This window comes from Dactylosporangium sp. NPDC049140 (assembly GCF_040648435.1).
Window position 1 is genome coordinate 90,756 of sequence record NZ_JBEZDS010000007.1, and the last position, 13,784, is coordinate 104,539.

Annotated in this window: 11 protein-coding genes; 7 read left to right on the plus strand and 4 right to left on the minus strand. The window is 71.9% G+C overall.

From position 1 onward, the window contains the following. Positions 1-133: 133 nt before the first annotated feature. Together purN and purH are read left to right on the plus strand one after the other, a co-directional pair. Positions 134-748: a phosphoribosylglycinamide formyltransferase gene (gene purN / locus AB0B76_RS14115; RefSeq protein WP_360374513.1), complete on the plus strand. Its 615-nt coding sequence runs from the start codon at positions 134-136 to the stop codon at positions 746-748. Further along, positions 741-2,273 carry a bifunctional phosphoribosylaminoimidazolecarboxamide formyltransferase/IMP cyclohydrolase gene (purH, locus tag AB0B76_RS14120; protein WP_360374515.1) on the plus strand — a complete coding sequence of 511 codons (1,533 nt, stop codon included), beginning with the start codon at positions 741-743 and terminating at the stop codon, positions 2,271-2,273. Before purN ends, purH begins: the two co-directional genes overlap by 8 nt. Before the next feature lie 20 nt (positions 2,274-2,293). On the opposite strand, the gene AB0B76_RS14125 is transcribed toward purH, so the two are convergent. Next, complete coding sequence (locus AB0B76_RS14125; RefSeq protein WP_360374517.1) at positions 2,294-3,202, minus strand: hypothetical protein; 909 nt, start codon at positions 3,200-3,202, stop codon at positions 2,294-2,296. Positions 3,203-3,233: 31 nt separating this feature from the next. Between AB0B76_RS14125 and AB0B76_RS14130 the strand changes: the two genes are divergently transcribed. Further along, positions 3,234-4,094: a bifunctional methylenetetrahydrofolate dehydrogenase/methenyltetrahydrofolate cyclohydrolase gene (locus AB0B76_RS14130; RefSeq protein WP_360374519.1), complete on the plus strand. Its 861-nt coding sequence runs from the start codon at positions 3,234-3,236 to the stop codon at positions 4,092-4,094. A gap of 730 nt (positions 4,095-4,824) precedes the next feature. On the opposite strand, the gene pcrA is transcribed toward AB0B76_RS14130, so the two are convergent. Next, the gene (gene pcrA, locus AB0B76_RS14135) at positions 4,825-7,224 is read right to left on the minus strand and encodes a DNA helicase PcrA (protein WP_360374521.1); all 2,400 of its coding nucleotides are present in this window, start codon (positions 7,222-7,224) and stop codon (positions 4,825-4,827) included. A gap of 299 nt (positions 7,225-7,523) precedes the next feature. Here pcrA and AB0B76_RS14140 point away from each other — a divergent pair, with 299 nt between their 5' ends. Both AB0B76_RS14140 and AB0B76_RS14145 read left to right on the plus strand, forming a co-directional pair. Then, on the plus strand, positions 7,524-7,817 hold the full coding sequence (locus tag AB0B76_RS14140) for a chorismate mutase (protein WP_360374523.1): 294 nt from the start codon (positions 7,524-7,526) through the stop codon (positions 7,815-7,817). Between the two features lie 17 nt (positions 7,818-7,834). Continuing rightward, the gene (locus AB0B76_RS14145; RefSeq protein WP_360374525.1) at positions 7,835-8,563 is read left to right on the plus strand and encodes a PIG-L deacetylase family protein; all 729 of its coding nucleotides are present in this window, start codon (positions 7,835-7,837) and stop codon (positions 8,561-8,563) included. An 811-nt stretch (positions 8,564-9,374) separates the two neighbouring features. Here the strand turns inward: AB0B76_RS14145 and AB0B76_RS14150 are convergent. Continuing rightward, the gene (locus tag AB0B76_RS14150; RefSeq protein WP_360374527.1) at positions 9,375-10,031 is read right to left on the minus strand and encodes a response regulator transcription factor; all 657 of its coding nucleotides are present in this window, start codon (positions 10,029-10,031) and stop codon (positions 9,375-9,377) included. Further along, positions 10,028-11,296, minus strand: coding sequence for a PspC domain-containing protein (locus tag AB0B76_RS14155; protein WP_360374529.1), 1,269 nt, complete (start codon positions 11,294-11,296; stop codon positions 10,028-10,030). The genes AB0B76_RS14150 and AB0B76_RS14155 overlap by 4 nt, the downstream gene beginning before the upstream one ends. Positions 11,297-11,453: 157 nt before the next feature. Between AB0B76_RS14155 and AB0B76_RS14160 the strand changes: the two genes are divergently transcribed. Next, positions 11,454-13,433 (plus strand): PspC domain-containing protein, encoded by a 1,980-nt coding sequence (locus AB0B76_RS14160; RefSeq protein ID WP_360374531.1) that lies wholly within the window; start codon positions 11,454-11,456, stop codon positions 13,431-13,433. Continuing rightward, complete coding sequence (locus AB0B76_RS14165) at positions 13,430-13,678, plus strand: hypothetical protein (protein WP_360374533.1); 249 nt, start codon at positions 13,430-13,432, stop codon at positions 13,676-13,678. Before AB0B76_RS14160 ends, AB0B76_RS14165 begins: the two co-directional genes overlap by 4 nt. The last annotated feature ends 106 nt before the right edge of the window (positions 13,679-13,784 follow it).

Sequence of the window (13,784 nt, forward strand, 5' to 3'; positions counted from 1 at the left end):
CTACTTGCCCCGATCAACTCTGCGCAGTGGTAAATGGTGGAGTGTCGGTAACGCGCGGGTACTTTGTCAGAATTCATCCGCAAATGCTGGCGGACCCGGCGCTGAGCAGGGGCAACCCGGCCGATAGAGTTTCGTGGTGACAGTTCGGCTTGTCGTGCTCGTGTCCGGTTCCGGGTCAAATCTGCAGGCCCTGCTCGATGCGGCCGCCGACCCGGCCTACGGCGCCGAGGTCGTCGCGGTCGGCGCCGACCGCCCCGCGATCGAGGGCCTGGCGCGTGCGGAGCGTAACGGCGTGCCCACGTTCGTCGTGCAGGTCGGGAATTTCGCCACTCGGGACGAATGGGACGCCGCGCTGCTGGCCGAGTGCTCCCGGTTCAAGCCCGGCCTGGTCGTCTCGGCCGGATTCATGAAGCTCGTCGGACCGCGGTTCCTGAGCGAGTACGAGGGCCGCTATATCAACACCCACAATGCACTGCTCCCCGCGTTCCCCGGCACGCACGGCCCGCGCGACGCGCTCGCCTACGGCGTGAAGCTCGCCGGGGCCACGCTGCACTTCGTCGACAGTGGCGTCGACACCGGGGCGATCATCGCGCAGGTCGCGGTGCCCGTCCTCGACGACGACACCGAGGACACGCTCCTGGAGCGGATCAAAGCGGCCGAGCGCCGCCAGCTGGTCGACACGGTCGGGCGGATGGTGCGCGACGGCTGGACCGTCAACGAACGAAAGGTCAGGCTGGGCCGTGGCTAACCGCCGTCCCATCAGGCGCGCGCTCATCAGCGTGTACGACAAGACCGGTCTCGAGGAGCTCGCGCGCGCCCTCGCCGGCGCCGGTGTCGAGCTCGTCTCCACCGGCTCGACCGCGGGCCGCATCGAGGCCCTCGGCCTGCCGGTCACCCGGGTCGAGCAGCTGACCGGCTTCCCGGAGACGCTGGACGGGCGGGTCAAGACGCTGCACCCCAAGGTCCACGCCGGGCTGCTGGCCGACCTGCGCCTGGAGGCCCACGCCGCCCAGCTCGGCGAGCTCGGGATCGAGCCGTTCGAGCTGCTGGTCTCCAACCTCTACCCGTTCACCGACACGGTCGCCTCCGGCGCCTCCGACGACGAGTGCGTCGAGCAGATCGACATCGGCGGGCCGGCCATGGTGCGGGCCGCGGCCAAGAACTTCCCCAGCGTCGCGGTGGTCACGTCGCCCGCTTCCTATGATTCGGTACTCCAGGCAGTCGCCGACGGCGGCTTCACGCTGGACGAGCGCCGGGCGCTGGCCGGGCAGGCCTTCGCGCACATCGCCGAGTACGACGTCGCCGTCGCCGCCTGGTTCGCCCGCGACGACCAGCGGTTCGCGGGCACGGCCCTGCGCCACTCGGCGACCCTGCGCTACGGCGAGAACCCGCACCAGGCCGCCGCGCTCTACACCGACCCCGCCGCCGCCCCGGGCCTGGCCCAGGCCGAGCAGCTGGGCGGCAAGGAGATGTCCTACAACAACTACGTCGACGCCGACGCCGCCTGGCGCGCCGCGCACGACTTCACCGAGCCCTGCGTCGCGATCATCAAGCACGCCAACCCGTGCGGCATCGCGGTCGGCACGGACGTCGCCGACGCGCACCGCAAGGCCCACGCGTGCGACCCGGTCAGCGCCTACGGCGGCGTGATCGCCGTCAACGCCCCGGTCTCCGTCGACCTGGCCAAGCAGATCAGCGAGATCTTCACCGAGGTCGTGGTGGCGCCCGCGTACGAGGACGGCGCCGCCGAGCTGCTGACCGCCAAGAAGAACCTGCGCGTGCTGCGGGCCCCGGCCTGGACGCCGGCCCCGGCCGAGCAGCGCCAGATCTCCGGCGGCGTACTCGTACAGGCGGCGGACCGCATCGACGCCGACGGCGACTACACGAAGAACTGGACCCTCGTCACCGGCACCGCCGCCGACGAGGAGACCCTCGCCGACCTGGCCTTCGCCTGGCGGGCCGTGCGGTCCGTGAAGTCCAACGCCATCCTGCTGGCCGCCGGCGGCGCGACCGTCGGGGTCGGCATGGGGCAGGTCAACCGGGTCGACTCGGTGCGCCTGGCGATCAGCCGGGCCGGCGAGCGGGTCACCGGCTCGGTCTGCGCCTCCGACGCGTTCTTCCCGTTCCCGGACGGCCCGGAGGCCCTGATCGCGGCGGGCGTGAAGGCGATCGTGCAGCCCGGCGGCTCGATCCGCGACGAGCAGGTCATCGCGGCCGCCTCCGCCGCCGGGGTGACGATGTACTTCACCGGCACGCGGCACTTCTTCCACTGAGCTTTGTGCAACCGCCCCGGTTACGGCAGCGTGACCGGGGCGGGCACCTTGGCCCCGAAGTACGTCGCGACCGCGTCGCTCACCGCGTGGGCGCCCTTCTCCAGAGTGCCGCCGGGCTTCTGCTCGTACATGGCGGCCACGACGTAACGCTCCCCGTCGCCGGCGAACCCGACGGTGTGGGTCACCCAGACGTTCTTGCCGTCGACCGGCTTCTCGGCCCAGCCGTCCTTGTTGCCGGGCTTGAGCGCCGAGCCGGCCGCCCAGACGCCCCAGTGCTGGTTGCCCGCCACCTTGCGCAGCGTCGTCACCAGATACGACCGGCTCGTCGCGTCGAGCTTCTCCAGCACGTAGGTCATCAGGTTCTGGAGGTCCTCGGCGCTGCACCGCAAATTGCGCCAGAAGGTGTCGTACCCGTCGATGACCGCCAGATCGCCCATGCCGTACGTCGCCTTGAACCGATCGAGCATGTCCGGCCCGTCGAACTTGTTCCACAACGCCGTGGCGGCGTCGTTGTCGGAGTTGATCAGGGCCTTGTCCAGGTTCGCCTTGTCGGCCGCGGCGAGCGTGATCGCCTTGGCCTGCTGCCGCTCGAGCAGGTCGGCGGCGATCGCCAGTTTGATGGTCGACGCGGTCCAGGTCGTGGCCCGGGTGTCCCCGGCCCGCCAGACCTGCCCGGTCTGCCGGTCCCGCACGATGATCCCGAAGGTGCCCGGCTGCTTCTGCACGAACGCGAGCGCCTGCGCGGCCTTGCCCTGCACGGCCCCGGACGCGGGCGGGGCGCTCTGGCCCTGCAGCCCCGCCGACCCGTCGCCGGCCTGGCGCCCCTGGCTCGCCGCGGCCGCCGGCTGCGGCTGCGGGGTGGCCTCATCGCCACACGCCGTCAGGGCGAACAGGATGAGGAGGGCGACAACGCCGCGCCGGAGCAGCACGCCCTGCACTCTAATGGCAGGATCGGCTTCCGTGACGGCAACGATTCTCGACGGTAAGGCGACCGCGTCCGCCATAAAGGACGAGCTCCGCGTGCGCGTGAAGGCCCTGGCGGCCCGGGGCATCACCCCCGGCCTGGGCACCGTGCTGGTCGGCGACGATCCGGGCTCGCACGCGTACGTGGCGGGCAAGCACCGCGACTGCGCCGAGGTCGGCATCGCCTCGATCCGCCGCGACCTGCCGGCGACCGCGACCCAGGCCGAGGTGGAGACCGCGGTGCGGGAGCTGAACGAGGATCCGGCGTGCACGGGGTACATCGTGCAGCTGCCCCTCCCCGCGGGCCTCGACGAGCAGCGCCTCCTGCAGCTGATCGACCCCGACAAGGACGCCGACGGGCTGCACCCGACCAACCTGGGCCGGCTCGTCCTGAACATCCCGGCCCCGCTGCCGTGCACGCCGAACGGCATCGTGCAACTGCTGCGCCGGTACGACGTGCCGATCAACGGCGCCGAGGTGACCGCGATCGGCCGCGGGACGACGGCGGGCCGGCCGCTCGGGCTCATCTTCACGCGCAAGACCGAGAACGCGACCGTGACCCTGTGCCACACGGGAACCCGCGACCTCGCCGCGCACACACGCAACGCGGACATCGTGATCGTGGCGGCGGGCTCGGCCGGGCTGCTGACCCCGGACATGGTCAAGCCGGGGGCGGCGGTGCTGGACGTGGGCGTGACCCGGGTCGTGGACGAGGCGGGCAAGGCGCGCCTGGTGGGCGACGTGGCGCCCGGCGTGGCCGAGGTGGCCGGGTTCCTGGCCCCGATGCCGGGCGGAGTCGGGCCGATGACGCGGGCCATGCTCCTGGCCAACGTCGTGGACCTGGCCGAACGCCGGTAACGCCCGCCCTCGGACCCGATGGTCGCGGCCTCCGACTGCGGCCGGACTGCCCGCGGCCGCGACTGCGACTGTCCGCGGTCCCAGCTGCCGGCACCCCTGCCTGCGCCCGCGGCTGCGGCTGCGGCTGGTCGAGACCCGACTGCCCACGGCCCCCGCCTGCTCGTGGCCCGACTGTCCGCGACCCCCGCCTGCTCGCGGCCCCGTCTGCGGCCGGACTGCTCGTGGCCCCGACTGTCCGCGGATCCGCCTGCGACTGTCCGCGGTCCCGGCTGCCGGCAGGCCTGCCCGCGGCTGCGGCGGCCCCCGGCCGCTCGTGGCCGGGGCCGCTCGTGGCCGGGGCCGCTCGTGGCCGGGGCCGCTCGTGGCCGGGGCCGCTCGTGGCCGGGGCCGCTCGTGGCCGGGGCCGCTCGTGGCCCTGCCCGCGACTGCGCACTGCCCGGCCCGCGACTGCTCGCGGCCCGACTGCTCACGGCGCTGCCTGCGGCCGTGCCCGCGACTGCCCAGCCCGCGCCCCGCGACTGCTCGCGGCCCAGACTGCCCGCGGCCCCGACTGCCCGCGACACTGCCCGCGACACTGCCCGCGACACTGCCTGCCCGCGACACTGCCTGCGGCCGTGCCCGCGACTGCCCGAGGCCCCGCCCGCCGCAGTAGCCGGATTTATCCCCCGGCAGGGTATAAATCCGATATGTCGCGGCGCGCCAGCGCCCGACATATCGGGCTCGGCGTTCTTTAGATCTTCTCCACCGCGGCGTGGCGCAGGACGATCCACATCACCTGGTCGCCGAAGTCGATCTGGGCCTGCGCGCGTGGGCCGGCGCCCTCGACCGCCAGTACGCGGCCGAGGCCGTAGCGCTGGTGGTTGACCCGGTCGCCCACGGCGAGGGACGGGATGTCGCGCTGCAGCTCGCTCGCCGTCGACAGCTTCGAGGCGTCCAGGCCCAGCTTCGCGGCCAGCTGGGCGGCCTTCGGGGTGCCGCCGACGAACGACGACGTGCGGGACTGGGTCGCGCCCGAGGAGCGGCCGCCGACGCCCGCGCGGCCGGACCAGCTCGTGTACGCCGCGTCCGTGCGCTCCCAGCGGACCAGCTCCGGCGGCAGCTCCTCCAGGAAGCGCGACGGCGGGTTGTAGGACGGCTGGCCCCACGCCGAGCGGGTCACGGCCCGGGAGATGTAGAGGCGCTGGCGGGCGCGGGTGATGCCCACGTAGGCCAGGCGGCGCTCCTCCTCCAGCTCCTTGCGGTCGCTCATCGCGCGCTGGTGCGGAAAGACGCTGTCCTCCAGGCCGGTGAGGAAGACGACCGGGAACTCGAGGCCCTTCGCGGTGTGCAGGGTCATGAGCGTGACGACGCCGGTGTGGTCGGGGTCGTCGCTCGGGATCTGGTCGGCGTCGGCGACGAGCGAGACCTGCTCGAGGAAGCCGGCGACGCTCGGGGGCGGGGCGGCCGTCGCATCGCCCTGCTCGGCGGCGACGGTGACGGTGGCCTCGGCTCGTTCGGTGTACTCGCGGGCGACGCTGACGAGCTCCTGGAGGTTCTCCACGCGGCCCGCCTCCTGCGGGTCGGTGCTCTCCTCGATCTCGCCGAGGTAGCCGGAGCGCTCCAGGGCGGCCTCCAGCACCTCCTCGGGCATCGCCGTCTCGGCCATCGTGCGCAGCTCGTCGAGCAGGGCCACGAAGTCGCCGATCGCGTTGACCGCGCGGCTGGAGATGCCGGGGGCCTCGGCGGCGCGGCGCAGGGCGGCGCCGAACGAGATCCGGTCGCGGCTGGCGAGGGCCTCGATGCAGGCCTCGGCGCGCTCGCCGATGCCGCGGCGCGGGGTGTTGAGCACCCGGCGGACGCTCACCGTGTCGTCCTCGTTGGCCACGGCGCGCAGGTAGGCCAGCGCGTCGCGGACCTCCTTGCGCTCGTAGAAGCGCACGCCGCCGACGACCTTGTAGGGCAGGCCGAAGCGGATGAACATCTCCTCGAAGACGCGGGACTGCGCGTTGGTGCGGTAGAACACGGCCACGTCGGCGGGGCGCACGCCCTGCGTGTCGGAGAGCCGGTCGATCTCGCGGGCGACCCAGTCGGCCTCGGCGTGCTCGGTGTCGGCGACGTAGCCGACGATCTGCTCGCCGGCGCCCTGGTCGCTCCACAGCCGCTTGGGCTTGCGCTCGGTGTTGCGCCCGATCACCGAGTTGGCCGCGGACAGGATGGTCTGGGTGGAGCGGTAGTTCTGCTCCAGCAGGATCGTGTGCGCGTTGGGGAAGTCGCGCTCGAACTCCAGGATGTTGCGGATCGTCGCGCCGCGGAAGGCGTAGATCGACTGGTCGGCGTCGCCCACCACGCACAGCTCGCCGGTCTCCCCGACCAGCTCCTTCACCAGCATGTACTGCGCGTGGTTGGTGTCCTGGTACTCGTCGACGAGCACGTGGCGGAAGCGCCGGCGGTAGCTCTCGGCGACCTCCGGGTGGCTCTGCAGCAGGTGGACGACGCGCATGATGAGGTCGTCGAAGTCGAGCGCGTGCGCCTCGGCGAGCCGCTGCTGGTAGAGCGTGTAGGCCTCGGCCAGCGACCGCTCGGCCGGGCCCTTGGCGGTGCCGGCGAACGTCTCGGGGGCGATCAGCTCGTTCTTGAGGTTCGACACCTGGGTGGCCAGGCCGCGGGCCGGGTAGCGCTTCGGGTCGAGGTCGAGCTCGCGCGCGACGAGCTGCATGAGCCGGCGCGAGTCGTCGGCGTCGTAGATCGAGAACGTCGACTTGAGCCCGGCGTGGTCGTGCTCGGCGCGCAGGATCCGCACGCAGGCGGAGTGGAACGTGGACACCCACATCAGCCGGGCGCGGTTGCCGACCAGCTTGGCGACGCGCTCCTTCATCTCGCCGGCGGCCTTGTTGGTGAACGTGATCGCGATGATCTCGCCGGGGTGCACGTGGCGCTCGCCGAGCAGGTAGGCGATGCGGCTCGTGAGCACCTTGGTCTTGCCGGACCCGGCGCCGGCCACGATGAGCAGGGGCTGCCCCTCGTGCGTCACCGCGTCGCGCTGGGGACCGTTGAGCCCGTCCAGCAGCTCGCGCTTGGGTGGCCTGGACTGCGCCGCCGGGGCCTCGGGCTGCGGCTGGCGCGACTGAGGTACTTCGAAGAGAGCATGCATCGCACGGGCGACTCTACGCCGACCCCCCGACAGTTTCCGTCGTCCCGGGCCGGGCGGGTCGTACGCCTGACCGAAGACCGACGTATCCCAAGTTGCGGAACAACTTTCCGGCGGCCTCGGCGGCGTGCCATACTCGGCTACGTGATCGAGCGGGTGCGCTACTACTTTTTTTACGGCTACCGGAGTCCGGCAGCCGTAGGTCGCGCCTGATCGCAGAACCTACCGACGCCCCGGGCTCCGAAAAGCCCGGGGCGTTCGCGTTCCCGGGGAGCCCACCCGACGCAGAGGAACGAAGAGAAATGGCCGCCATCACCATGGAGCAGCAGCCCGCCGACTCCCAGCCGGCAACCCCCGACCAGCACATCGCCGGCCTGCGCAACCGCATCGACGAGATCGACTCCGCGCTCGTGGCATTGTGGAAGGAACGCGCCTCGATCTCGCAGGAGGTCGGCAAGACCCGCGTCGCCGCCGGGGGCACCCGTCTCGTCCTCAGCCGCGAGCGCGAGATCCTCGAGCGCTTCTCCCAGGAGCTCGGCGCCGACGGCACGCAGCTGGCGCTGTTGATCCTGCGCGCGGGCCGTGGGCCGCTGTAGACGGTACAACTAGGAACATGACCTTCCCTCCCTCGGCCGCGCCCCTGACGGACGTCGAGCGTGTGCTGTGCGTTCTCGCGCACCCCGACGACGTCGACTTCGGCTCGGCCGGCACGATCGCCACCTGGGTCGACGCCGGCATCGAGGTCGCGTACCTGCTCGTGACGAGGGGCGACGCGGGCGGCTTCGACGACACGCCGCGCGAGGAGATGCCCGTCCTGCGCGAGGCGGAGCAGCGCGCGGCCGCCGCGGCCGTGGGCGTCAAGCAGGTGGATTTCCTCGACGGGTACCGCGACGGCATTCTCGAACCGACGATCGGGCTGCGCCGGGACATCACCGCGGCCATCCGCCGGTTCCGGCCCGACCGCGTGCTCACGAGTTCGCCGCTGCGGCGGTGGGAACGCCTCGCCGGCCCGAGCCACCCGGACCACCTGGCGGCGGGCGAGGCCACGACGTGTGCGGTGTACCCGGACGCGCGCAACCCGTTCACGTTCACGGACATCGGCCTCGAGGCGTGGACCGTGCGCGAGATCTGGTACAGCGGCGGCCCCGGCCCCGACCACTTCGTCGACGTCACCGACACGTTCCCGCGCAAGCTCGCGGCCCTGCGCGCGCACGCCTCGCAGACCTCCCACCTGGACGGCTTCGAGGAGATGCTGCGCGAGCGGCACGCGATGGTGGCGCGGGCGGGCGGGCTGCCCGAGGGTCGGCTCGCTGAGGGCTATTCGGTCTTCTCGACCGGCTGAACTGTCTGTCCCCGACATGTCGGGCGCTGGCGCGCCGCGACATAACGGATTTTTCGCCTGGCGGGGTTTATGTCGGCTTACCTGGACTTTGGGGCTGTCCGACGACGCTCGGCCGATGGTGGCGGGAGCTTGCGCTCCCGCAATGTGTAAGCGTGGTCGCTGTTCGTTGTTGCGTGCGGTTATTCCTCTTGGTCGTGGTTTGCCGGCGGGTTCGTGCGGGTCGTCATTCGGTGGTCCCGGGTTTGTGCGCTATATGAAGTGGGGCGGCGGGTTTCGGGAGTGGTTGGGATAATTGTGGGGTGGTGGGGCAGATATCGTTGTTCAGTCGGGCGCAAGTGGCTTCTATGCGGGATCGGACTCGGGCGCGGAATTGGTCGCCTTCTCGGGATGCGTTTCGGCGGGAATGCAAGGAACGTCGCTATTGGGGGTTGAAGCGGCGGTACGAGGAGAAGCTTCGGCGGCAATATGGCAGCGCCGAGGCGGGGTATGCGAGCTTTGCGCGGCGGGCGGCGGAGGCGAAGGCGAACTACGAGCGGCGGGCCGCCCTTGCGCCGGGCGAGTCGGCTCCGGTCGTTGAGCAGGCCGAATGCCCGGTCGCGTCGATTCCGTCCGTTGAGGAGACCGGATCTCCCGTCGCGCCGGATGGGCGGCCCGTGGAGCCGGTCATCGCCGACAATTACCGCGATCCCGCGCCACGGCCGAACAATGGATGGCGTCGCGCGTCCGCACCGCTGCACATCGGCACCATTATCGCGCCGTTCGGCCGGTGCTCCAATACGCGCAACAATCAATCGGTATCCGCGGTGGGCGATCAGACCAGGCGGCGGTCGGCGGCCCAGCGCGACAATTCGTACCGGTTCGACATCTGCAGTTTGCGCAGCACGTTGGACACGTGTGTCTCGACCGTCTTGATCGAGATGAAGAGCTCCTTGGCGATCTCCTTGTACGCGTACCCGCGCGCGAGCAGGCGCAGGACCTCGCGCTCGCGGTTCGTCAGCTGGTCCAGCTCCGGGTCGGCCACCGGCGCGTCCGGGCGGGCGGCGAACGCGTCCAGCACGAAGCCGGCCAGGCGCGGCGAGAACACCGCGTCGCCGTCGGCCACTCGGCGGATCGCGTCGGCGAGTTCGTCCGGGGAGATGGTCTTCGTTACGTAGCCGCGGGCGCCCGCTCGGATCAAGCCGATCACGTCTTCGGCCGCGTCGGAGACCGACAGGGCCAGGAAGCGCACGTGCGGGTGGGTGCGGCGCATCGCGTCCAGGACCGCTCGGCCGCCGCCGTCGGGCATGTGGACGTCGAGCAGGACCACGTCGGGCTCCAGGGCGGAGATCTTCTGGACCGCCTCGGCCACGGCGCTCGCCTCGCCGATCACGTCGACGTGCAGGCCTAGCTCGGCGCGTACGCCGGCGCGGAACATCGCGTGGTCGTCGACCAGGAACACTCGCAGGCGCTGGGTCTCTTCGGTGCTCATCGCTCTCCGCTTTCGGTGGTGGCCGGGTGCTTGCGGCGCCGGGCCTCGGTGTCGATCGGCATGCTGAGGCGCACCTCGGTGCCCTCTCCCGGCGTGCTGCGGATCTCGGCTTTGCCGCCGTGGCGCTGCATGCGCAGGATGATCGAGCCGCGGACCCCGTGGCGATCATCGTCCACCGCGGCCAGGTCGAAGCCGGCGCCCCGGTCGCGTACGAAGACGCTGATGCAGTCGGGCTCGACCTCGGCGTACAGCGAGATCGTCTGCACCTTCGCGTGCTTCGCGGCGTTGACCAGCGCCTCGCGCGCGGCCGCGACGATCGCGCCGGCCTTCTCGTCGACGTCCACGTCGCCGACCACGACGGTCTCCACGGCGACCGCGAAGGTGTCCTCGACCTCGGCCGAGGCCTCCTCCAGCGCGGCGCTGAGCTTCTCGATGGGCGAGGCCGTCGGCTTGTACAGCCAGTTGCGCAGGGTCCGCTCCTGCCCGCGCGCCAGCCGTTGTATCTCCTTGACGTCGCCCGCGTTGCGCTGGATCAGGGCGAGCGTGTGCAGCACCTGGTCGTGGATCATCGCGGCCAGCTCGGCCCGCTCCTGCTCCCGCACGCGGGCCTCGCGCTCGGTGCTGAGCTGGGTGAACATGCGGTACAGCAGCGGCGCGAGCGCGAGCCCCACGCCGGCCAGGGCCACGGCCGCGAAGCCGAGCCCGTAGCCGATCGAGGAGAAGGGCACACCCCGCAGCGGTACCCCCACCACGAACACGCCGATGATCCCGGCCACGACGAGCAGGCCGCCACCGACGAAGCGGACGAGGTACGACTTGCGGTTGTTGTCCATCACGGAGCCCAGCCACGGCATCCCCGGCACGGTCGCCGACCAGCGCTCACGGCGCTTGGGGTCGGCCTGGTGCCAGATGATGCCGGCGCCCAGCGCGATGATCGCCGCGAGCCAGCCGATCACGGAGGAGATGCTGCCGTCGGGCTGCACCATGAGGCGCAGGATCACGATGCCGACGCCGAGCGCGAGGAACGAGAACAGCTGGTTGACGTTGCGCCCGCCGCCGCGCCCGTGCGGCTGTAGCGGCAGGACGGCCCAGAACGCGGCGTAGAGCAGTGCGCCGAGCCCGTTGAAGGCGGCCAGCACCACGAACGCCACCCGCACCAGCACGACCGACGCACCCAGGTGTGCGGCGATGCCGGCGGCCACGCCTCCCACGACCCGGTCGGCGGGCTCGCGGTAGAGGCGGCGGGCGGGGAACGGGCTGCTCATCGGGCTCGTCTCTGCTCGACTGCGGATTCGGTACCTCAGATCGTCACACGAACCACCAGGCGAAACCACTCCGAGCACCCCGGAGCCGCAGAATCAGGGTGGCGTCAGGGTCGATGCCTGAGGCGTTCCACCCCACCCGTCCGCGAGCATGGAAGGCATGACGAACCCGCCTGCCGCCGACGAGCCGGCCGCCAACGCCGCCGCGGAACGGGCCGCGGAGCCAGTGGACGAACGCAAGCCCGCCCACGACCCCGCGCCGCTCACCGCATCCGGCGCCGGCGACCCCACCCCCAGCTCCGCCGAGGTGACCGAGGACCTCGACGCGGACGAAACTGACAAAACCCTCAAGGACGACGTTCCCCGCCTCGAGGCCGAGTACGCCTCGCCGGACCCCGCGGCCCCGTTCGAGTGGCCCGCCGAGGACACGGACCAGCCGGCCGCGCCGCCACCCCCGCCGCCGTCGGGAGCAATGCCGCCGCCCGGGAGCATGCCGCCCCCCGGGGCCATGCCGCCGCCCGGAGGCATGCCGCCACCGCCGCCGTTCGGGGCACCGCCGTTCGGCTTCGGCTCGGCCGGGTTCAACCGGAACCTGCTCGTACGCCCCCAGCAGGGGCGGTACGTCGCCGGCGTCTGCGCCGCCATCGGCCGCGCCACCAACACCGACCCCACCCTGTGGCGGGTCATCTTCGCCGTGCTGACCCTGGCCGGCGGGGTGAGCATCGTCGCGTACCTGCTCGGCTGGCTCCTGCTGCCCTCCGAGGGTGACACCGGCTCCCCGCTGGAGGCGCTGCTCGGCCGCGGCCGCTCCGGCACCTCCGCGCCGCTGGCGATCGTCATCGGCGTCTGCGCGGTGCTCGCGTTCCTGCTGGTCATGTCCCAGAACTTCGGCGCCGCGCTGGTCGGGCTGGCCGTGGTCTTCGGCGTGATCGCCCTGGTCGTGCGCGGGCAGGGCAACCAGCAGCAGGGGCCGCCACCCGGGCCGTACGTGCCGCCGGCCGTGCCGAACCCGGCGCCCGGCCCGTTCGCGGCGACCGGCTCGTCCTTCGGCGGCCCCCAGTTCGGCGGCCCGTCGTTCCAGCCCGCCGCCGGGGCACCGAACCCGTCGTACGGTCCCATGGCGTTCGGGGCGCCCTCGTTCGGCTCCGCCCCGACCCCGCCGCAGGCCCCCGTCACCCCGGGCGCACCCGTGGCGAGCGCGCCCCCGGCCGGATCCCAGGGCGGCGTGAGCACGGCCGAGGAGTCCGCGACCGGCGCCCAGCCGGCCACCGCTCCCCCGGCGCAGCAGCCCACGGCGTACGCAGAGGGCAAGCCGGCGATGACCGGCCCGCGGCCTCCGATGTTGCCGCCGCTGCCGCCGCTGCCGCCCCTGGCCCCGCTGCCGGGTGGCTACCGGCCGCCGTTCGCGCCGCACGGGCCCTACGCGGCCAGCAGCCCGTACGCGGCCAGCCTCGGCTACCCGCCGCCCGGTGTGCCGGTGTCGCCGTACCCGGGCCTGGCCCCTACGCCGCCGCCGAAGAAGCCCAAGGAGAAGTCGCGTCTGGGCCGGATCACGTTCTCGCTGATCCTGCTCGCCCTGGGCGTCCTCGCGGCGCTCGAGGTCACCGTGGCGGATTTCAAGGCGAGCACATTTTTCGCGGTACCGCTGGCAATCACCGCCCTTGGTCTGATCACTGGCGCATGGCTCGGCCGGGCGCGGGTCCTGATCCTGCTCGGCGCCGTGCTGAGCATCGCTCTGGCGATCGCGACCGCCGCGGCACAGACCTCGATGCCGCACAGCAGCGAGAACATCAGCATCCAGCCGGGTTCGTTCGACGAGTTGCAGGGTCGGTACAGCACCGACATCGGCGACATCGACGCCGATCTCACCCAGCTCAACTTCAAGGCCCAGGAGGTGTCGCCGACGGTCGTCGAGTTCCACGTCGGGGCCGGGAACCTCGACATCCAGGTCCCGCCGAACGTGGATGTCACCGTCAACGTGCACATCCAGGGCGGCGACTGCCACATCTTCGACAACAACGGCTGCGGCGGCTTCCGCACGAGCACGACGGTCACCGACTACGGGACCGACGGGCCGGGCGGCGGCAAGCTGGAGCTCAACCTGGACATGCAGTGGGGCGATGTGAGGGTGGAACGATGAAGCCACACCGTCTGGACGGCGTCTCGCTGACGTTCGGCCTGATCTTCCTGGGCATCGTGGTGGTCTGGCTGTTCAACCAGGCCGTCTCGGTGAATTTGAACGCCGGCTGGATCGTGGCCGTGGGCCTGATCCTGTTCGGGGGCCTCGGCCTGCTGGGGGCACTGCGCTCCGACAAGGAGAAACCGGAGCGCAGCAAGGCCGGGGCGAACGGCGACGGGCTGGGCTACGACCTCGACGCGGACTGAACCGGGCGGGGGGCCCGGGTTCGCGAGCGAGGACGTGGACCGGTACATCGCGGCACGGAATATGCTGGCCGACGGGGTTCGTGACCCCGTCGGCCGGCTGTCTGTT

Coding starts and splice junctions, on each gene's coding strand:
- AB0B76_RS14165 (WP_360374533.1), top strand. CDS start 13,430: ATGAAGCCACACCGTCTGGACGGCGTCTCGCTGACGTTCGGCCTGATC.
- AB0B76_RS14150 (WP_360374527.1), bottom strand. CDS start 10,031: ATGAGCACCGAAGAGACCCAGCGCCTGCGAGTGTTCCTGGTCGACGAC.
- AB0B76_RS14160 (WP_360374531.1), top strand. CDS start 11,454: ATGACGAACCCGCCTGCCGCCGACGAGCCGGCCGCCAACGCCGCCGCG.
- AB0B76_RS14155 (WP_360374529.1), bottom strand. CDS start 11,296: ATGAGCAGCCCGTTCCCCGCCCGCCGCCTCTACCGCGAGCCCGCCGAC.
- AB0B76_RS14140 (WP_360374523.1), top strand. CDS start 7,524: ATGGCCGCCATCACCATGGAGCAGCAGCCCGCCGACTCCCAGCCGGCA.
- pcrA (WP_360374521.1), bottom strand. CDS start 7,224: ATGCATGCTCTCTTCGAAGTACCTCAGTCGCGCCAGCCGCAGCCCGAG.
- AB0B76_RS14145 (WP_360374525.1), top strand. CDS start 7,835: ATGACCTTCCCTCCCTCGGCCGCGCCCCTGACGGACGTCGAGCGTGTG.